At 30.1% G+C, this 18,484-nt stretch carries 22 protein-coding genes; 4 read left to right on the forward strand and 18 right to left on the reverse strand.

Translation table 11 applies throughout. The features are described 5' to 3' along the window. Positions 1-144: 144 nt before the first annotated feature. Genes AC5M21_RS00245 through AC5M21_RS00255 form a run of 3 tightly spaced genes read right to left on the reverse strand, consistent with a single transcriptional unit; the run spans position 145 to position 2,024 of the window. Entirely contained in the window at positions 145-801 is a 657-nt protein-coding gene (locus AC5M21_RS00245) for an ABC-2 transporter permease (protein ID WP_008788794.1), read from the reverse strand. Then, positions 801-1,649 (reverse strand): ABC transporter ATP-binding protein, encoded by an 849-nt coding sequence (locus AC5M21_RS00250; protein WP_008788793.1) that lies wholly within the window; start codon positions 1,647-1,649, stop codon positions 801-803. The genes AC5M21_RS00245 and AC5M21_RS00250 overlap by 1 nt, the downstream gene beginning before the upstream one ends. Positions 1,650-1,652: 3 nt before the next feature. Next, complete coding sequence (locus AC5M21_RS00255) at positions 1,653-2,024, reverse strand: GntR family transcriptional regulator (protein ID WP_008788792.1); 372 nt, start codon at positions 2,022-2,024, stop codon at positions 1,653-1,655. Between the two features lie 175 nt (positions 2,025-2,199). Here AC5M21_RS00255 and AC5M21_RS00260 point away from each other — a divergent pair, with 175 nt between their 5' ends. Continuing rightward, positions 2,200-2,448: a hypothetical protein gene (locus AC5M21_RS00260; protein WP_008788791.1), complete on the forward strand. Its 249-nt coding sequence runs from the start codon at positions 2,200-2,202 to the stop codon at positions 2,446-2,448. A 433-nt stretch (positions 2,449-2,881) separates the two neighbouring features. Here the strand turns inward: AC5M21_RS00260 and AC5M21_RS00265 are convergent, their stop codons facing one another. Beyond that, positions 2,882-4,321, reverse strand: coding sequence for an alpha-amylase (locus AC5M21_RS00265; protein ID WP_117599108.1), 1,440 nt, complete (start codon positions 4,319-4,321; stop codon positions 2,882-2,884). Positions 4,322-4,430: 109 nt separating this feature from the next. Between AC5M21_RS00265 and AC5M21_RS00270 the strand changes: the two genes are divergently transcribed. Both AC5M21_RS00270 and AC5M21_RS00275 read left to right on the forward strand, forming a co-directional pair. Continuing rightward, positions 4,431-4,646 carry a DUF6290 family protein gene (locus tag AC5M21_RS00270; RefSeq protein WP_008788789.1) on the forward strand — a complete coding sequence of 72 codons (216 nt, stop codon included), beginning with the start codon at positions 4,431-4,433 and terminating at the stop codon, positions 4,644-4,646. Continuing rightward, on the forward strand, positions 4,643-4,966 hold the full coding sequence (locus AC5M21_RS00275; RefSeq protein WP_008788788.1) for a type II toxin-antitoxin system RelE family toxin: 324 nt from the start codon (positions 4,643-4,645) through the stop codon (positions 4,964-4,966). Before AC5M21_RS00270 ends, AC5M21_RS00275 begins: the two co-directional genes overlap by 4 nt. A 9-nt stretch (positions 4,967-4,975) precedes the next feature. On the opposite strand, the gene AC5M21_RS00280 is transcribed toward AC5M21_RS00275, so the two are convergent. The 9 genes from AC5M21_RS00280 to AC5M21_RS00320 all read right to left on the reverse strand — a co-directional run bounded on the left by AC5M21_RS00280 (position 4,976) and on the right by AC5M21_RS00320 (position 12,956). Next, positions 4,976-5,239 carry a metal-sensing transcriptional repressor gene (locus tag AC5M21_RS00280; protein WP_008788787.1) on the reverse strand — a complete coding sequence of 88 codons (264 nt, stop codon included), beginning with the start codon at positions 5,237-5,239 and terminating at the stop codon, positions 4,976-4,978. Then, positions 5,239-7,713 (reverse strand): heavy metal translocating P-type ATPase, encoded by a 2,475-nt coding sequence (locus AC5M21_RS00285; protein WP_017144249.1) that lies wholly within the window; start codon positions 7,711-7,713, stop codon positions 5,239-5,241. Before AC5M21_RS00285 ends, AC5M21_RS00280 begins: the two co-directional genes overlap by 1 nt. 106 nt (positions 7,714-7,819) lie before the next feature. After that, entirely contained in the window at positions 7,820-8,788 is a 969-nt protein-coding gene (locus tag AC5M21_RS00290; protein ID WP_117599109.1) for a D-2-hydroxyacid dehydrogenase, read from the reverse strand. A 232-nt stretch (positions 8,789-9,020) separates the two neighbouring features. Then, complete coding sequence (locus AC5M21_RS00295) at positions 9,021-10,334, reverse strand: aspartate kinase (RefSeq protein ID WP_008788784.1); 1,314 nt, start codon at positions 10,332-10,334, stop codon at positions 9,021-9,023. A gap of 253 nt (positions 10,335-10,587) precedes the next feature. After that, positions 10,588-11,004 carry a zinc ribbon domain-containing protein gene (locus AC5M21_RS00300; RefSeq protein WP_008788783.1) on the reverse strand — a complete coding sequence of 139 codons (417 nt, stop codon included), beginning with the start codon at positions 11,002-11,004 and terminating at the stop codon, positions 10,588-10,590. 11 nt (positions 11,005-11,015) lie between these two features. After that, positions 11,016-11,597, reverse strand: a complete 582-nt coding sequence (locus tag AC5M21_RS00305) for a xanthine phosphoribosyltransferase (protein ID WP_008788782.1) — start codon at positions 11,595-11,597, stop codon at positions 11,016-11,018. 8 nt (positions 11,598-11,605) lie between these two features. Next, the gene (locus AC5M21_RS00310; RefSeq protein WP_008788781.1) at positions 11,606-12,124 is read right to left on the reverse strand and encodes a GNAT family N-acetyltransferase; all 519 of its coding nucleotides are present in this window, start codon (positions 12,122-12,124) and stop codon (positions 11,606-11,608) included. Positions 12,125-12,186: 62 nt separating this feature from the next. Next, positions 12,187-12,546 (reverse strand): desulfoferrodoxin family protein, encoded by a 360-nt coding sequence (locus AC5M21_RS00315; protein ID WP_017144248.1) that lies wholly within the window; start codon positions 12,544-12,546, stop codon positions 12,187-12,189. A 47-nt stretch (positions 12,547-12,593) separates the two neighbouring features. Then, positions 12,594-12,956 (reverse strand): rhodanese-like domain-containing protein, encoded by a 363-nt coding sequence (locus AC5M21_RS00320; RefSeq protein ID WP_008788779.1) that lies wholly within the window; start codon positions 12,954-12,956, stop codon positions 12,594-12,596. Between the two features lie 331 nt (positions 12,957-13,287). Here AC5M21_RS00320 and AC5M21_RS00325 point away from each other — a divergent pair, with 331 nt between their 5' ends. Further along, on the forward strand, positions 13,288-14,067 hold the full coding sequence (locus tag AC5M21_RS00325; protein ID WP_008788778.1) for a hypothetical protein: 780 nt from the start codon (positions 13,288-13,290) through the stop codon (positions 14,065-14,067). Between the two features lie 45 nt (positions 14,068-14,112). On the opposite strand, the gene AC5M21_RS00330 is transcribed toward AC5M21_RS00325, so the two are convergent. The 5 genes from AC5M21_RS00330 to AC5M21_RS00350 all read right to left on the reverse strand — a co-directional run bounded on the left by AC5M21_RS00330 (position 14,113) and on the right by AC5M21_RS00350 (position 18,484). Beyond that, positions 14,113-14,316, reverse strand: coding sequence for a hypothetical protein (locus AC5M21_RS00330; RefSeq protein WP_008788777.1), 204 nt, complete (start codon positions 14,314-14,316; stop codon positions 14,113-14,115). Between the two features lie 737 nt (positions 14,317-15,053). Then, the gene (locus AC5M21_RS00335) at positions 15,054-15,434 is read right to left on the reverse strand and encodes a desulfoferrodoxin family protein (RefSeq protein WP_008788776.1); all 381 of its coding nucleotides are present in this window, start codon (positions 15,432-15,434) and stop codon (positions 15,054-15,056) included. Positions 15,435-15,643: 209 nt separating this feature from the next. Next, entirely contained in the window at positions 15,644-15,931 is a 288-nt protein-coding gene (locus AC5M21_RS00340; protein WP_008788775.1) for a helix-turn-helix domain-containing protein, read from the reverse strand. Between the two features lie 345 nt (positions 15,932-16,276). Continuing rightward, entirely contained in the window at positions 16,277-16,621 is a 345-nt protein-coding gene (locus AC5M21_RS00345) for a PDDEXK family nuclease (RefSeq protein WP_008788774.1), read from the reverse strand. 3 nt (positions 16,622-16,624) lie between these two features. After that, on the reverse strand, positions 16,625-18,484 hold the full coding sequence (locus AC5M21_RS00350; RefSeq protein WP_017144245.1) for an AIPR family protein: 1,860 nt from the start codon (positions 18,482-18,484) through the stop codon (positions 16,625-16,627).

Raw genomic sequence — 18,484 nt, forward strand, 5'->3', positions numbered from 1 at the left:
TGCACAAAGAATGGACGACCAAGGAGGAAGGTTACTGACTGCAAGCAGTGATCCGACTACCAACGGATTCTCAATGTGTTTTTATCTTTGCAACTCTATTATAACACAAAAGATGTACATTCAAAGGGTACATCTTTATCTTATTTAAAATTCTTTTTTGTCCATGATATGGCAACTTAACATATATGATATAAGCAAAAGTACAATACCAATTCCAATCACAATAACTGCTAATCCTGAAGGACCTAAAGCATTAATATTAACTAATAAAGGTGCTAAATCAATATTTAAGAATTCAGCTAATTGAATGAGAATGAATCCAATTGCAACAGAACATCCTACAACCACTACCAATGCAATATTTCCTTTATTTTGCCCAAACTTTAATTGTACTGGTACCATTAATGAAATAAATAACGCCATCAAACCTAACATAATTGTACATGTCATTAATAATTCAGGAATATTGATGTCAGGCTGAGTTGCATAATTATAAATACAAGTTAAAACTGTAGATACAAACCAAAAACCAATCCCTAATATTATAGCCAATATATATTTAGAGTTGACATAGAGACGACGTGTAACTGGTAATGCCATCAAGAATGAATATCCATTGTCATATTCATCATAGCTAATAGAACTTACTACAAATAAGGACCCAATAATAGTCGAATAACTCACGATAAAAGTAGGATTATAATTCATGAAAAGAAACATAACTGAGAAAACTATAATCATAAATATAAAGCTCTTTTGATTTTTTAATAACATTAAATCCTTGATTAATAATCCTTTCATTATTTTTCCCCCTTAATCATTAACATAATAACATCATCAATATTTCCTTTTTCAACAACAATACTTGGATAATTATCAAGATAATACTGCTTTTGATTTGTTAAGCAACTATAACCAAATGGTTCTTTCTTTATTCTTAATATATATTGTCTGTCTAGTTTTTGATATTGATTTTGATCTAATTTTAAGATTGCATAATCACTTAATAAAACATCAGTTTCTTCATGCATAATAACATGTCCATTATGAATCATATATAAATCATCACATAATCCTTCTAAATCACTAGAAATGTGAGAACTGATGAGAATAGAGCGTGATTCATCTTCCTCCATATATTTCCTCAAAACATCAAGCAGTTCATCTCTTGCCAAAACATCCAATCCAGCTGTTGGTTCATCTAAGATAAGAAACTGTGCATCATGTGACAGAGCCACCAGAACCTTTAATTTTGCTTGCATTCCTGTTGAAAATTCTTTGATTTTTTTGTCTTTTGGCAATCCAAATTGCTGACATCTTTCTAAAAATTTAACCTTATTAAATTTCTTATATAAATTTGATAAAACAGGAACAATATCTCCAATTGTTAGATAACCACTAAATCCTGAATCAGATAAAACAACACCAATTTTCTCTTTATCTTTCATATCAAGTTTTTGAACATCTTTTCCAAACAATTCAATAACTCCACTATCCTTTTGAATCAAATTCAGGATAGCCTTAAATGTTGTACTTTTCCCTGCTCCATTTTGTCCAATCAAACCTGTAATACACCCACTTTTGACTTCAAGGGAACAATCAAGTGTAAATTGTTGATAATGCTTTTTTACATTTGTAAGTTTTAGCATAATTTATTCCTCCATAATTAAATGAAATAATTCTTTCATTTCTTCTTTACTCATTCCGCTTCTTAATCCTTTTTGGATGGCCTTCTCCAAATCAGATTCCACTTCTTTTCTTTGTTCTTCTTTTAACATTTCCTGATTAGCTGCACCAACATAGGTTCCTTTTCCATGTACAGTCACAGTAAATCCTTCTTCTTCAAGATAATCGTACGCTTTCTTGACTGTTAGAGCACTAATTTTTAGTTCTTTAGACAAAGAACGAACAGATGGTAATATATCATTTTCTTTTAATATACCATTAATGATCATGGCTTTGATTTGTTCGATAATTTGCTCATATATAGGTACCATTGACGAATTGTTAATAATGATTTTCATATTTTTCCTCCTCTGTTCACAAACAGTATATAACAGTATAGAACTGTTGTCAACTGTTATATACTGTTTGTTTATATTTTTTTATTCTATTAACCATATCTTAACATAATTTTCATTCATTCTTGATAGTTATTTTCTTTCTATTTTATATAATATAAGTGAAGAAGGTGGTTATATGGAACGTCAAATCAAACAATATAATGAATACACATTCGCAGCACTTGCTTTTTCTCTACTTTCCCTAGTTGGTTCATTATTAAGTGTTCTCAATGCTATAACACTGATTACAACATATCAGCTTCTTCAAGAAGCAAAGAAACATGGCATCAGCCAACGTCAAAACAAAGTGATATCAGCTATATTTGAAGCCAGTCTTTTGCTTACATTATGTATCACAATTTTATATGTATCTATTCAATTATAATCTTCAATAGAATGAAGACCAGGAGTTCTCCCCACTCTTGGTCTTTTATCTATATTTATGTTCATACATTTGAAAGCGACAGACAATGAGAGTTGCAATTACGATAACAACGCCATAGATAATATATACAAGCATTAAGGCTAAAAGACCTTTTGCCAACATCGAAGAAATATCATAAGCACTATTTACAAACCTTTCATCAACAATATCTACAGTTAGTACTTAAACAACAAAAGCCTTATTTTTAAATAAAAACCCATAGTCCTGCAACTTGACATGCTATAGCATAGTATAAATAACCCCCTTTTTAAACATATTTACCATCTCCTTTATTGGAACTTATTCTATCATTCTCTATTAAAAAAATTTTTTCATTTTCTAAAAACACTATTTGAAGAAGAAAAAGACCTTCTTCAAAAGGTCTTCATTACATTTATTCATTTGCTTGAATATATACACTGACACTCCCACCATTGACTATAAAGACACCATTTCCCTGCCCATCAATTTGAATATGTGCCTTATAATTCCCAAGCGCATCATACCAATATGTCCCAGCATATTGAAGACCAACATACATAGTTTTACAGCCTCCAACACTATCGCTCATCAGGCAAACTAAGCCACTCTTTTGCAGACCATCACGAACCCAACCTATAATACTGCTATCATCAAAATAATCTCGTTGTAATCCTAAGGCATAATTCTTTCTTAAAAACAATAAACAATCTAACAACTCTGATTTCCCAGAAATCTGACTATATGGGATTCCATAATAATCACCATAAAATATGCAAGGATAACCATCTTTTCTTAACAGTATTAAAGCGTAAGCAAGAGGTTTAAACCAATCAGCAACCCATGATTGTAATCCTTGAGATGGCTGAGTATCATGATTATCAACAAAAGTCACAGCTTTATCATTTGCTATCTGAACCAATGTTCCGTCAAAAATCTTAGCCATATCATAATTCCCATTGGCATATGAAGCCTCATAGAAATGATAATGTAAAGGCACATCAAATAAAGAGACTTCTCCCTCCACTTCATTTAAATAATTGCACAAGCGACGGACATCACCATGCCAATATTCCCCAACTGTAAAGAGTTCCTTTTGATAATGTTGCCTCAACTGACGAATCAAGTCTTTATAAAAATGGGCTCCGATATGTTTCACTGCATCTAAACGAAAACCATCAAGTCCAGTGACTTCCAAATACCACTGTGCCCAATCTTCTAATTCAGCAACAACATGAGGATTAGAAAAATCAATATCAGCTCCCATTAAATAATCAAAATTGCCATTTTCACCATCTACTTGAGTATCCCAATGTTTATCTTTAAATAAAAAGGTTGCATGACGTTTTGACAAAATATCATAATCTATTCCATCAAAACATGTCCAGTTCCATGTAAAATCACTATAAACTTGTTGTCTTTTTGGAAATGTAAAAACAGTAGGAACTTCGATTGTTTCTTCACCACTTGTCACTTCATTTTTATTATTTTGATTGACTTCATAAGCTTTTACAAATTCATTTGCATCAGCACCCATTTTATGATTGAGAACAATATCTCCATAAGCCTGTATACCAACTTCATGTAAAGCACAAATTGCATCTCTATATTCTTCTTTTGTCCCATACTTTGTACGAATGGTTCCCTTTTGATCAAATTCACCTAAATCATAAATATCATATACGCCATAACCTACATCATGAATTCCACCAATTCCTTTAAAAGCCGGAGGCATCCAAACAGCTGTTATTCCTATTTCTTTTAAATGCAAGGCATCTTTTTTTAATAAAGTCCATAAATGTGGTTCTGGACTTAAATACCATTCAAAATATTGCATCAATACTCCATTTTCCATTTTAACACCTCCATAGTCTCTCTATTATACACCTTTTTGCTTATAATAAAAAGATAATTATTATTGCTTTTAGCAATGATAATGATATAATATTTGCGAGGTGAAAATAATGACAACAATTATATTAGATACGATTCAAGAAGAAAAACTAAAATTAATTTGTAAAGAAAAAAAGCAAGATATAACAAGGTTTATTCATCATTTAATTTGGGAAGCAATTGAAGATGAGGAAATGACTAAACTAGCAGATAAGGCTTATGCTGAATTTTTAAAAGATCCTGTGACTTATTCATTAGAAGAAATACAGGAAATGTATCATTTATGAAATATCAATGTATTTTTACAAAAAATGCAGAGAAGGAATTTAGTAAAATAGATTCATATCAGCAAAAAAAGATAGATACATGGATAATTCATAATCTTAAAAATTGTATAGTTCCTCGTCAATACGGAAAATCTTTATCTGGTCAATTGCAAAGATACTGGTCATACCGTGTTGGGAATTATCGTATTATCTGTGAAATTGATGATGAAAACAAACGCATTTATATCATGACAATTGGACATCGCAGTGATATCTATGACAAAATGATTCGTGAAGAAGACATCTTATATGAAACTGAAAAAATAGAGGATGAGTATTAAACCCAGCCTCTATTTCATTAATTGATCAATAACACCTATCATTTCCTCAATTTTTTTATCAGCATCTTCAGAATCCATTGCATCATGTACACAATGTTTCATATGAGCCCCTATAATCTCTTTATTGGCACGCTTTAAGATGGCTTGAGTCGCCATGATTTGATTAGAAACATCGACACAATAGCGATCTTCTTCAATCATCTTCAAAATACCATCAATTTGTCCTCTTGCGGTTTTTAACAAACGTGTGACTTGTGACTTATCAGCTTTCATTATTCAAACCCTACGACTTTATATCCAGCATCTTCAACTGCTTTTGTTAAAACTGTTTCTTCAACATCATGATCTAATTCGATATTTGCACAATTGTTTTTCAAATCAACAGTGGCTTTCACACCATCAATACCATTTAATGCTTTTTCAACATGTGCTTGACAATGAGCACACATCATTCCTTCAATATTCATTTTTTTCATCATCTTTCTCTCCTTTTTTCTGATCGTTTGTTTCGGTTTAAAAAATCTTAATCTTAAAGCATTACTAACTACAAAGACTGAACTTAAACTCATGGCTGCTGCTCCAAACATTGGATCTAACAACCAGCCAAAGAATGGATAAAATAGTCCTGCTGCAATTGGAATTCCAATGACATTATAGAAGAACGCCCAGAAAAGATTCTCTTTAATATTTCTAATAACAGCATGACTGAGTTCAATGGAATGAACAACATCTTGTAAATCATTTTTCATTAAAACCAAATCTGCTGAATCTATAGCAATATCAGTACCAGATGTCATCGCAATTCCAACATCAGCTCTCATCAAAGCTGGCGCATCATTAATTCCATCGCCAACCATAATGACAGTACGCCCCTGCGCTTGTAAATCTCTGATATGTTTTTCTTTATCTTGAGGCAAAACTTCAGCAATAACTTCTATTCCTAATTTATCACCAATCGCTTTGGCTGTCAAAGCATTATCTCCTGTTAACATATAAACAGATAAATTCATATCTTTTAATGATTGAATAGCCTGCTGACTTGTTTCCTTTAAAACATCACTCACAACAATCATACCTATCAATTGTTCATCTAATGCATAGTAAAGAGGTGTTTTTCCAAAACTAGCCAACTTTTGTGATGTTTCATAAACATCTGATAAATCAATACCATGTTCTTCCATCATCCGTTTGTTTCCAGACAAAAGAGTCTTACCATTGAGTTTTCCTATTAACCCTTGCCCTTGCACCATTTCAAATGAATCAACTGTTTGAAATGTCAAATCCATTTGTTGAACATATTCAACAATGGCTTTAGCAAGCGGATGTTGTGATGCATTTTCAATAGCAGCTGCTGTTTTCAACAATTCTGTTTCACTTATATGTTGTGGATAGATATCCGTTACTTGAGGTTTTCCTTTGGTTATTGTTCCTGTTTTATCCAAAACAATACTATCAGCCTTTGATAAAAGTTCTAAATTTTCTGCTGATTTGATGAGTATCCCTAATTGAGCACCTTTTCCAGTTCCAACCATAATAGCCGTTGGTGTGGCAAGCCCTAAAGCACATGGACAAGAAATAACCAAGACAGCAATTGCACATGTTAAGGCAAAATGAAATGTTTGAGCGCCAAGCGTTATCCATCCAATAAAAGTCAATAACGAAATCACCATGACAATAGGAACAAAGATACCACTAATTTGATCAGCTAATTTTGCAATCGGAGCTTTCGATGAACTCGCATCTTCAACCAGCTGAATAATTTTTGAAAGAGTTGTATCACCACTTGTATGAGTTACCTTCACCTGAATATAACCTTCTACATTCATTGTTGCTCCAATAACTTTATCATCAACAGATTTATCAACAGGTAAACTTTCACCTGTAATCATAGATTCATCAATCGATGTCTGTCCCTTTATAATCACACCATCAACAGGAATGCTTTGTCCTGACTTCACAATAACAATATCTCCAATTTGGACATCTTCAATGGCCACAACAACTTCTTGTCCATCTATCAAAACAGTTGCAGTTGAAGGCATTAAATTCATTAATTTTTCTATCGCTTCTGATGTTTTCTTTTTAGAACGAGATTCTAAATATTTTCCCAATGATATTAATGTTAAAATCATCCCAGCTGACTCAAAATAAAGTTGCATCATATACTGATGAGCCTCATTCATATTGCCATGACCTAAATCATAGCCCATCATAAAGATAGCATAAATACTATAAATAGCTGCTGCAGCTGAACCTATGGCAATCAAAGTATCCATATTGGGACTCTTATGCCATAATGACTTGAATCCTCTTTGGAAATAACCACGATTGATATACATGATGGGTAATGTTAAAAATAATTGTGTCAATGCAAAGACCATCATATTTTCATGTCCAAGTAAAATATCTGGAAGTGGTGCTCCCATCATATGTCCCATTGAAATATAGAATAGTGGAATCAAGAATACAAATGATAAAATCAATGACTTCTTTTTCTCATCAATACTCTCATTTTGAGTTGTCTGTTGAACCTCTGTTTTCTCTGGCATAGCCTTATAACCCGCCTCTTCAACAGTTTTCATAATCAAAGCATCATTGACTTTGTCTTCATCAAACTCCACAACCATAAAATTGCTTAAAAGATTGACATTCACACTTTGAATACCATCAATATGTCGAATGGCTTTATCAATATGTGCACTACACGCACTACAAGTCATACCAATAATATCATACTTTCGTTTCATAACAATACCTCCCACCCCTAAGGGGTATACTAACATTATATACATTCTTTCTGATTTGTCAAAGCATATGAAAAAAGAAGTTATCTTTATGATAACCCCTTCACTCTTATTTATACTTTATAACCTTACGATATCCCGTTACAAAATCAACCTCATTCTCTAATTCCTCACCTTTTTTAAAATGCTGTAGATTACGAATAACAAGATCAGTGAAATAATCTCTTGCACTTTTCCAAGCATATCCACCTGAAGCATGAGGTGTTATCAATACATTCTTCAAATCCCATAAGTCATGTTCTTGATTTAATGGCTCTTCTTCAACAACATCTAAGCCAACCCCATAAAAATGTCCAGTTTCCAAAACTTCAATTAAATCATTTGTACATATTGCACTTCCTCTGCCAATATTGATAAGAACAGCATCACTCTTCATCAATAACAAACGTTTTTTATCAAACATATGAATTGTTTCTCTGGTTTGCGGTAATGCTAAAATAACAAAATCAGCTTGCGGTAAAACTTCATCAATATGACTTGTTGTATACAGTTCATCAATACATGGAGGGAGCGGCGATAAAGTTCTTTTAACACCTATAATATGACAATCAAATGCTTTTAAACGCTTTGCTAATTCATATCCTAAATCTCCTAATCCAATAATTGCAACTGTACTCTGATAAAGCTCTTTTCCAGTGGAAACACTCTGCCATAAGTGTTCATCCATATGATGGATATAAGTCTTAATATTCTTATTTAATGTAAGAATCAAACCTAATGTATGCTCAGCAATAGCTTTTCCATACGTACCACTCGCATTTGTTAATTTTGTGTGAGGATGCAGTAAACCTGCTTTGACATAGCCATCACTCCCAGCACTATGTAACATCATTAATTGTATATTATCTCGATTCAAATTGACATGATCAGCAACATTTCCAACAATCACATCACAGTTATCTATCATATCCTGAGTCACAGTATGCCCATCACCATAAATAAATTCATCTTCCAAAAAACTCATTTCAATCTTCTCAAAGTTCTCTTTTTGTAAAGGTGCTAACATTAGTATTCTCATATAACTCCTCCTTGATAGCATTATAACACCTTTTGTTCTATTATAGATAAAAAACTTAGATATATGAAAAGAAATCACTTTATTGACGAGTCAAAATTCCTTCTTCTCATACCTAAAATCAGTGGGAACAGAGTTAACATCTTAACGAATCTATTTAATTTCTACTCTTTAAGTTTTACTTGCATCTTATCATGAATAAACTCTGTCAAAAAGAAAAATCACCATATGGTGATTAATCAATAAATTCATTATAAATTGCTTTAATAGCTGGTTCAAAATAACAATTTCTAACACCAATAATAATATTTAACTCACTTGATCCCTGATCAATCATCTTGATGTTAATATTTTCTTTAGCAAGGGCATTGAACACTCTCGCAGCTGTTCCTCGACTTGCTTTCATACCACGACCAACGACAGCAATTAATGCCAAATCTGATTCAAGTTCAATCGAATCTGGTTGAACTGCACGATGGAGTCCTGCCAAAACATCTTGTTCTTTATCAATAAATTCATCAGTATTCACAATAATTGTCATTGTATCAATACCAGAAGGCATATGTTCAAAAGACAAATCATGTGCTTCAAAAACTTCTAATACTTTACGCCCAAATCCAATCTCAGAGTTCATCATATCTTTTTCAATCATAACAGTTGCAAAACCTTTTGTTCCTGCAATCCCAGTAATAACATGGGCAGGTTTATGACATGTGCTTTCAACAATTAAAGTTCCTGGATCTTCGGGATGATTTGTATTTTTTATATTAATAGGGATCCCTTCACTACGTACTGGGAAAACAGAATTTTCATGAAGAACAGAAGCTCCCATATAAGATAATTCTCTTAACTCTTTATACGTAATTGTTTCAATCACATCAGGCTCCTTCACAATACGTGGATCAGCAATTAAAAAGCCAGAGACATCAGTCCAGTTTTCGTATAAATCTACTTTTCCATTTTTAGCAACAATTGAACCAGTAACATCAGAACCACCACGTGAGAATGCTTTAATAATCCCCGAACCATCATTTAATGACCCATAGAATCCAGGTATAACTGCATTTTCAACATTGGCTAAGGCAGCAGATAAAATAGGATCTGTCTTTTCAATATCATAATTCCCATGTTCATCAATAAAAATAACATCTTTAGGATCTATAAACTGAAATTCAAGATAATGAGCTAGAACTTTCCCATTTAAATATTCTCCACGGCTAGCTGCATAATCTTCACCAATTTGATCTTCAAATGCTTTTTTCATGATTTCAAAATCTTCATCTAAAGAGATATTTAATTTTAACCCATCAATAATATCTTGATATCTTTCTTTGATTTCTTCAAATGTTGCATTGAATTCAGATTTGTTTTGAGCACGATAAGCCTTATATAATAAATCAGTCACTTTTGTATCTTCTTTAAATCTTTTTCCTGGTGCACTTGGTACAACAAATTTTCTTTCCTTATCTTCTTTAATAATTTGATATACTTTTTTAAATTGCTTGGCATCTGCTAAAGAAGATCCACCAAATTTAACAACTTTACTCATAAATTCTCCCCTTTTCAATCACATATGTTATACATAAGAATACAATATTCTCATCTCTTTATCAATAGATTTCATATTTAATCAATAAAAGAAGTCATATACTTATTTTTTGAATTCATCTATTTGTTCATCAGTAAAATAATTTCTTCCCATTTTTAACACATCTTTTCTTTAAGTATACAAAAATACCCTATAGATGACACGCTTTTTTATTTCGTGTCCATTCTATAGGATATAGATTCATAAACTTCTTTTATTGTAAGAGATTGTCGTCACCGTCTCTCTCAATTGAACCTGTTAATATCAAAAGTGCATCAATAATACCCCAAACAACAGAAACAAATGTTGTAAGACCAAAGGTCAAAATTCCCATAAAGAATAAAACTATTTGTATAAATCCTTTAGATGAGTAACCTAAATAAAAATTATGAACACCTAAGCCACCTAAAATGATGCCTAATAAAATTGCTACAACTTTTGATTTATAAACTATCGGTTTATTTCTTTCAGGTATGATATGGTAGCCACAAGTTAAACATGTCTCCATATTTCCTTCAATCTCTGCACCACAATTAGGACAATGATTTCTTGGCAAAACTATTTTACTACCACAAAAACTACAAAATTGACTACCCTCTTTAATTTCTTTCCCACAATTTGGACAATACATTTTATCCCTCTTTACTTTCTAAAAGTGATTTCACTTGTTTGGTCATTCATACTTTCAATGATTGCCAATGATTCTAAATGATATCCAGCTTCTCTTATTTTATGGCCACCCTCTTGATACCCTTTTTCAATCACAATTCCAACACCTTCAACAACACCACCAGCTTGTTGAACCAAATCAATCAAACCAAAAATAGCACATCCATTCGCTAAGAAATCATCAATAATTAAAACATGATCATCTTGATTTAAATATTGCTTTGAAACAACAACATCGTTTGTTTTTTGATGTGTATAAGAATCTATACGGGTATGATAAAGTTCATCTGATATATTTGATGTTTTTGCTTTCTTTGCAAAAACAACAGGAACATAACCAAAATGTCTTGATGCCATAACAGCAACACCAATACCACTTGCTTCAATTGTTAATATTTTTGTGATTTTTTTATCTTTAAATAATTCTTTAAATTCTTCTCCCATTTTTTCTAGAAAAGAAACATCTATTTGATGATTTAAAAAACTATCTACTTTCAAGACATTTCCTTCTTTAACAATACCTTCTTTTAATATTTTTTCTTCTAATGCTTTCATAATACTCCTTATACCATTTGTTGATAAACAACTCTAAATATTTGTTTTTTTATTTGGTCAAATGAATAAACATTGATGGATTCCGGATAACTCATCAACATCAGATTCACTTCTGTTGCATTTGACCTTAATGTAGGCTGAATATAATGAAAAGGATTTAAAACATAACCATTTCTTTCATAGAAACCAATGCGACGTTTTGAGATATCATCTGTTGGTTCTTCCACTTCCAATATAAGAAGTTTATGAGGAAATAAAGTTTTCATTTCATCTAAAAGAATACTTCCAATACCTTGTCCACGTACAGATTCATCCACAGCAAAGTTTTCCAAATATACAAAATCATCAAATTCCCAAATAAGCAATGCTCCAGTTAATTTGTTATTTTGATAATAACCATAAACATCAAACTCACCTTTTTCTAATAAAGGAAGCATTTTTTCATATGGTCTTAATTCAGCTGGTATAAATGCCTTTTCAAACAATGCATAGACTTCATCAAACTCTTGTATGTTTAATTTTTTCATTCTTAATTCCTCCTCTTCCATATTTTAACATATTAAAAAGAACATACAAGTAAAAGTATGTTCTAAGCAACTTCTTTCCATAAACCATGAAGATTACAATATCCATAGACTTCTAATGCTTCATCATCTTCTGACAGTTCAAATGTAACAATAGGTGTATCTAAATATGACAACATTTTGTATTGTCCACCTTGTTTGGTTTTTAAGAAAATCATAGAGATATGATGTTCTTGTGTCATTGGATGCATGACATCACCAACTTTTACTTTCACTTGTTGTTTTTCTTTTGTGATAATTGGTTGGTGTTTTGTTTCATCGCCTTCATGTTTTTCTACAAGAACATGAAGTAATTCTTCACTATCTTGAACTTCTTCATCAAATTGTAGAAAAAAGTTATCATTTTTGTTTTTATAAAAATGCATTTTTATCATCTCCCATTTCATTATGGGTATTTATTACATTTTTATTCTTATTTTTCTATTTCATATGGCCAATCGTTAATTCCACCAAAATCATATACATGTGTATAGCCTAGTTTAACTAATTTTTGTGCTGCTTTTGCACTACGACTCCCACTTCGACAATAAACCAATACAGTTTGATCTTTATCAGGAAGTTCCTGATTGTTTTCTTGAATCTGTGATAAAGGTATTAATTGAGCCTCTCTGATATGACCTTGCTGATATTCACTTTCTTCTCTTACATCCAAAATAACAACATCTTGTGTTCCCATCATTTCTTTAGCATCTTTTGCTGAAATTGTTTCATATGTAACAGAAGATGTACACCCTACTAAAAAAAGACCTGTAATCATTGCTTTTAAACTTTTCATATGTTTCTCCTTTTCAGTATGACTAATATAAACTACATCATATTTTATACTTAAATCAAATTCTTCCCATTCATAATAGAGATATTCTTTTCTTTATATTATCATGTTTCATATTATCTGACTATTCATATGCAATAGAAATCCAGACAAGGTTAGACATACTTCGCAATTCTTGACATTATTTTATAAATTGTGACTATAAATATTAGACATTATCCTTGCAAATCAAACAAATACTGGCTATATCCTTGAGATTTATGTAAGCGCTTTATATAATAGAATTAACAAAGGCCTTTGCGAATATCTTTATTGCATGAAGGAGAATATAACTATGAAAAAACTGAATAAAGAACAAACATTTCTAACCATTAAGCAACAGATTCTAACACACAATCCAGAATACGTTGCGGAGATTTACTATGCTTTAGGTGCCAATAAACAAGCATTAGAAAAAATAAATGATGTTTATTATGAAATGGTACTCCATAATAATAACGAAAAGGATTCATATATCCAAGACTACAAAAATCAGCTTTATAGCCTTATAAACAATAATCAAAACATTCCACACATTGATTTAACAACAAAATTAACAGATACATTTCACGCTATTAACATGAGTTCTCATGAAACACTTTTATACTGTCATCAAAGTTTCTGGTTACATATCAAAAATCATATCCAAACATTTCATTATCATGATTATCAAGATATTTTTAATAATGAAAAAGCTCAATATCTATTTGAGGACTGGCTAATTGAAGTAGATGAGGATTTAAATCATATCCATCAGACGAAAGAACTTCTTACTATTATTTCAGATATAAAAGAAATGATTAACTTCTCTAATAATCATCATATATTAAGTTTAATTTTAAGCATTGAAGCAGAATGTTATGAACAATTAGGACAAGAAACACAATGTGATTATTTCTATCAGCAGAATATAAAAAAAGAGCCTCATGATCCACAACTTTATCTTGGCTATCTCTTAACTCTCTTTGATCGCTATCATCATCATATATCACAATTCTATCAAAATATTCCTTTTCATCATTTAGATAACTCTCCATCTAAATATGAAATTATTGATTTTATGGAAGAACAGTAAGACTAAAACCCACTATTTTAAATAATGGGTTTCTTTTCATGATAGTTAGTATTCATCAAAATCATCTTCAAAATTATTTTCATAGGTAATTCTTATAACATAATAATCTTCTAAAATCATTTCATTGAATACATCTATATCAAATTCTTCATCATCACAAAATTCTTCAAAATCCATACCTTGACTTGCTAAAATCGCTTCAAAATCTTCTGGTTCATTATCATAATACATATCTAGCAGATAATGCATATCTTTCCATATACCATAACCAGCACCATCAAGAATTCTTAACTTTTCATTATTAAATATATGATTATGAAATTTTATTTCTAAAACAGATATTTCTAATTCCTAGTTTTCTCCATCTTTTTGAGTTCTTTGAGACTAGAAATAGTCTTTTATAACAAATTATAGATTTTCTTATCAAATTCTTTTTCATCAGTATTTCCTATCATAACTTCAATTAAAAGCATCCGCAATAATCTTTCCATAAAAGTTTTTGTTCAACTTGCAGTAGTTCTTTTTGAATACTTTGAAGAGATTTTTGAATTTTTTTATCTTGAAAATTCATAAGTACCTTATAACAGGCATTTAAATAATGTTCAGTATTCTTATAAAAACTATTCTTACCACCTTTCTATACTCATATCATATTACAAGAATTGCTATAAAAATATTGAAATCAATTTATTATTAATAAAAGTCTTCAGAGTATTTTTGTAAAATAAAGGATGCTATTGTAGGAATTATCATAATAATTTAAATCAAAAGAAGGTAATCATGAAACATAAATATAATAAATACATGACATTATTCTTAAAACCATTAGAGAATATAACAAAATACCTGTTACTTAAATTTTACATGATGAGGAATATTTTATTTAAAATGAAAACTTGCAAAAGAAATGAATACTATAACAATACTTATAAATTTTTTATTGCATATAAAAAGGACAGATTTGTATCTGCCCCTTAATTTATGAATTAAGCTTCAATTTCTGCTTTCCATAATCCATGTAAATTACAATATTCATAAACTTCAACAGTTCCTTTATAACCACCTAATGCAAAAGTTGCAACTGGTTCATCATCAGCTGTTAAATCAGCACGTAAAACTTTATTTCCAACTACTGCAAAGATTGCAGTGATCAAATGTTCTTCTGTCATTGGATGAGCCACTTCTCCAACTTTAGCTGTTAAAACATCGCCTTCAATTGATAATACAGGAACATGTTTTTCAGTTGCTGCATCAGTTGTATTGGCAACTAATTCTACCATCGGTTCACCACAACAAACAACTGGTACTCCTTTATCTAATACTTTTTCAACTACATTTCCACAATGCATACATTTGTACAATTTCATATTTTTATTCCTCCTATTTATTTTACATTTCTATTCTATCATCTATATGAAAAAGGTGCTAATCATATGCACCTTATTTTTTATCTTATATTTTTTTATAACAAAAGTCTCATATATAGCAATTACTATAACAATACCTGGCATCACATTGTATTTTTGTAATATCTTCTATCACTTCTTGTCTTTCTTTGTTTTTATAATCCAACTCTTCATTGTCCATATGGTAGTTCTTCTATCAAGTCTGCAATATAGCAATGTAACGCATTGGTTAATTTTTTAATATTCACTACACTTGCGTTGTTAATAACCTTTTCTCTTTGTTCATAAACTAGAATTACATTTAAAGATACTCCAGATTTCAAAGCAAGTTTTAACTGTGACAATACTTGTGCTTTTCTAATCTGCTGCAAATGCGTTGGCTGATGATATTTATCAAAGATGTAAGACATAATATCCAAAAATTTTTGAATAACTGCTTTATGCAATGAATAATACATATCAACTATTTCTCTGGCAGAAACAACATCAAAGATTTTCTTAAAACTTTTTTGTGAAATCCATTGATAGTAAGCTACAACATATCCACACCAATATTTTGGATATTTGTAAATATGAACTCAAATATTAAAAAGTATTTTATTCCAAACTTCCTTATGTAAAAATTCATAAAAACAACCAATAAATAAACATATTAAATATATTTGCTATAACAAATAAGTATTGTTCATCTCATACTAAAGGAACATTTATAAACTATATTATAAATTACATGATATGATATTTAAATAATATTTACTGTTGTCATATTCAATAGCCTGTATTTAAAATGTGAACTAATATTTTCATATATTTTCTTCATTAATATAACTTGCAATAAGTTCATTTATTAAATCTTTATTCGCCCAAAATGTTCTTTTTGTTATATTATTTCCATTAGAAAACTCAAATGTGTCACTTGCATTTATTGCTTTAGGACGAACATGGAAATTTAATTTTTGACTTACTTTAGGAAATAATGTTTCATCACCCTCTTGAAATGCCTCTATTGTCTTCTCAAACACATTTCTTCCATCTTCAATATACTTTTTAAACGTAAATTTTTCTATAAAGTGAACCTGCACAATTTCTTTTCCATTATCCTCTTTCACTTCATTATCTAACACAAATAAAGGAAATTTCTTTCCCAAAAATTATCTGAATTTGGAATCATTAAAAATAATGTATTCATTTTCATATTCACTATTCATCTGATATATTTCAGAAAATGTTGACCCTGGAAAAGGATAGGCTTCACAACATTTTCCTGATATTCTATTAATGACTCTGAAATTTTCTATTGGTATATTATATTTTGATAAATAATTTGATATTACCACTGAAATAGAGTATCTAGACTTAATATTCTTTTGCAGATAAGTCAACAGTTGATTACAATCAAATTTTGATACTTTATCATTTTCATATGTTTTTTTCATTAAATCTTTGTTATCTAAATAACTTTTAAATAAATCATCTTTTTTAAAATCATTTAATGTAATTTCATTGTGTGAAACTCTCTTCATGGATTTTACAAACTCATCAAAGGCTAAAAAATAATCTTCACTAGAATAGTCGTTATCTAATACATAAGATGTAAAGTAGTTTTTTCCATATTTACAGAACACTATATCTTCTTCACTTAAATATAGTTCTTCCCGCTCTTTTTTATAAGTTTTCCACCATTTATCTATTTCTCCTATAGTACGAAATTCTTTAAGTAATTCTTCACTTTTCCCATTAAATCTCTCTGCAGCTTGCTCTATAATAGATTTCAAGTCATTTTTTCTCAAATTCTTACTTCTACCTGGTTTCATAGTACATAATAAGTATTTTTTTGCAAAATCCAGTGCACTATATCCTTGATCAAACACAGAATTATACCCTTCAGGTACAATCTCTATTTTCCCTTTTTTTAGAATTTTATTTAGTCTTTTTGCTTCATCTGAATCTGCAATGATATGTTCTGGTAATATAGGAACCTGAGTATTCAATCCACAAGTGATAGGCTGAACATAATGCTCATTCCCATGAATAATTATCGATTTTACAAATATCGATTTTGATGCATCTTCCAAAGATTTATCAATATCTATGTTAATATTATCAAAGTCTTGAAATATACTTAAAAGTTCTAACTTTAATTCCTTAATGCTATTATAAAACCCAGTTATAGTTTGCGCTCCATTGATGACACTAACATTTTTAGGATTCAAAACAATCTTCTTACCTACTCTTTCAAATTCTTCTTGATCATATGAAAAAATAGTTATACCATTATGACAAAACCAAAACTTATTGGGAGAATTTTTAACTAAAATATCCCTACTAATACCAAGAAGTTCCTCTAACTGCATTCTATCAATCTCATTACACAAAGCATTATATACGTGGACACACAAATATTTTTTAAATTCCTTTTTTATATCACCAATAGTTTTATCTCCTTTGTTACCCTTCCTAATATTTTTTTTAAACAAATCATTACCAGTAACATTAAATAGTTTTTTTAATTCAAAAAATGAAATATTATATATGTATCCTTTTACATCTGAGGTATACGAATTCTTTCCATCTAAATATTCTACATAATTTGTTTCATCATCTATATTTAAACTTATTTTTTGATTCAATTCCATATATATAGAGATTTTTGAAGCAAATATATCCTTTAATCTTCTTCGCTCCTTTGCAGTTTTAAGATTATCAAAAATAGATTGATAGAAATTCATTTCATCATCCCAATTATTAAAAATTATAACTGGAATAAAAAACATATCCAGAGCAGAATTTTTATCATTAAGGTCACGTTCGAATTTTAAATAGTCTTCAATATCTTGCTTTTTACTGGCATTATATATCAAATATCGTTCAATATCTGACATATCATTTATAGCTTCAAACTCATATAAAGTATTATTATCATTTAGGGATGAAAGATTTATAGAACCATAATCAGATAATAATCCTTGTCTTTCCACTAGCATGTCTATTGCATAATTTAACTCATCCAT

The sequence above is a fragment of the Coprobacillus sp. genome, from assembly GCF_984815275.1.

Excerpts from the sequence above, each read along its gene's own strand:
- AC5M21_RS00295 (WP_008788784.1), bottom strand. The coding sequence starts at position 10,334 with ATGAGTAAAGTTGTTAAATTTGGTGGATCTTCTTTAGCAGATGCCAAG.
- AC5M21_RS00315 (WP_017144248.1), bottom strand. The coding sequence starts at position 12,546 with ATGCATTTTTATAAAAACAAAAATGATAACTTTTTTCTACAATTTGAT.
- AC5M21_RS00310 (WP_008788781.1), bottom strand. The coding sequence starts at position 12,124 with ATGAAAAAATTAAACATACAAGAGTTTGATGAAGTCTATGCATTGTTT.
- AC5M21_RS00280 (WP_008788787.1), bottom strand. The coding sequence starts at position 5,239 with ATGAAAGCTGATAAGTCACAAGTCACACGTTTGTTAAAAACCGCAAGA.
- AC5M21_RS00270 (WP_008788789.1), top strand. The coding sequence starts at position 4,431 with ATGACAACAATTATATTAGATACGATTCAAGAAGAAAAACTAAAATTA.
- AC5M21_RS00285 (WP_017144249.1), bottom strand. The coding sequence starts at position 7,713 with ATGAAACGAAAGTATGATATTATTGGTATGACTTGTAGTGCGTGTAGT.
- AC5M21_RS00260 (WP_008788791.1), top strand. The coding sequence starts at position 2,200 with ATGGAACGTCAAATCAAACAATATAATGAATACACATTCGCAGCACTT.
- AC5M21_RS00265 (WP_117599108.1), bottom strand. The coding sequence starts at position 4,321 with ATGGAAAATGGAGTATTGATGCAATATTTTGAATGGTATTTAAGTCCA.
- AC5M21_RS00350 (WP_017144245.1), bottom strand. The coding sequence starts at position 18,484 with ATGGATGAGTTAAATTATGCAATAGACATGCTAGTGGAAAGACAAGGA.
- AC5M21_RS00320 (WP_008788779.1), bottom strand. The coding sequence starts at position 12,956 with ATGAAAAGTTTAAAAGCAATGATTACAGGTCTTTTTTTAGTAGGGTGT.
- AC5M21_RS00305 (WP_008788782.1), bottom strand. The coding sequence starts at position 11,597 with ATGAAAGCATTAGAAGAAAAAATATTAAAAGAAGGTATTGTTAAAGAA.
- AC5M21_RS00300 (WP_008788783.1), bottom strand. The coding sequence starts at position 11,004 with ATGTATTGTCCAAATTGTGGGAAAGAAATTAAAGAGGGTAGTCAATTT.
- AC5M21_RS00255 (WP_008788792.1), bottom strand. The coding sequence starts at position 2,024 with ATGAAAATCATTATTAACAATTCGTCAATGGTACCTATATATGAGCAA.
- AC5M21_RS00330 (WP_008788777.1), bottom strand. The coding sequence starts at position 14,316 with ATGCATTATCTGCTAGATATGTATTATGATAATGAACCAGAAGATTTT.
- AC5M21_RS00250 (WP_008788793.1), bottom strand. The coding sequence starts at position 1,649 with ATGCTAAAACTTACAAATGTAAAAAAGCATTATCAACAATTTACACTT.
- AC5M21_RS00325 (WP_008788778.1), top strand. The coding sequence starts at position 13,288 with ATGAAAAAACTGAATAAAGAACAAACATTTCTAACCATTAAGCAACAG.
- AC5M21_RS00340 (WP_008788775.1), bottom strand. The coding sequence starts at position 15,931 with ATGTATTATTCATTGCATAAAGCAGTTATTCAAAAATTTTTGGATATT.
- AC5M21_RS00335 (WP_008788776.1), bottom strand. The coding sequence starts at position 15,434 with ATGAAATTGTACAAATGTATGCATTGTGGAAATGTAGTTGAAAAAGTA.
- AC5M21_RS00245 (WP_008788794.1), bottom strand. The coding sequence starts at position 801 with ATGAAAGGATTATTAATCAAGGATTTAATGTTATTAAAAAATCAAAAG.
- AC5M21_RS00275 (WP_008788788.1), top strand. The coding sequence starts at position 4,643 with ATGAAATATCAATGTATTTTTACAAAAAATGCAGAGAAGGAATTTAGT.
- AC5M21_RS00290 (WP_117599109.1), bottom strand. The coding sequence starts at position 8,788 with ATGAGAATACTAATGTTAGCACCTTTACAAAAAGAGAACTTTGAGAAG.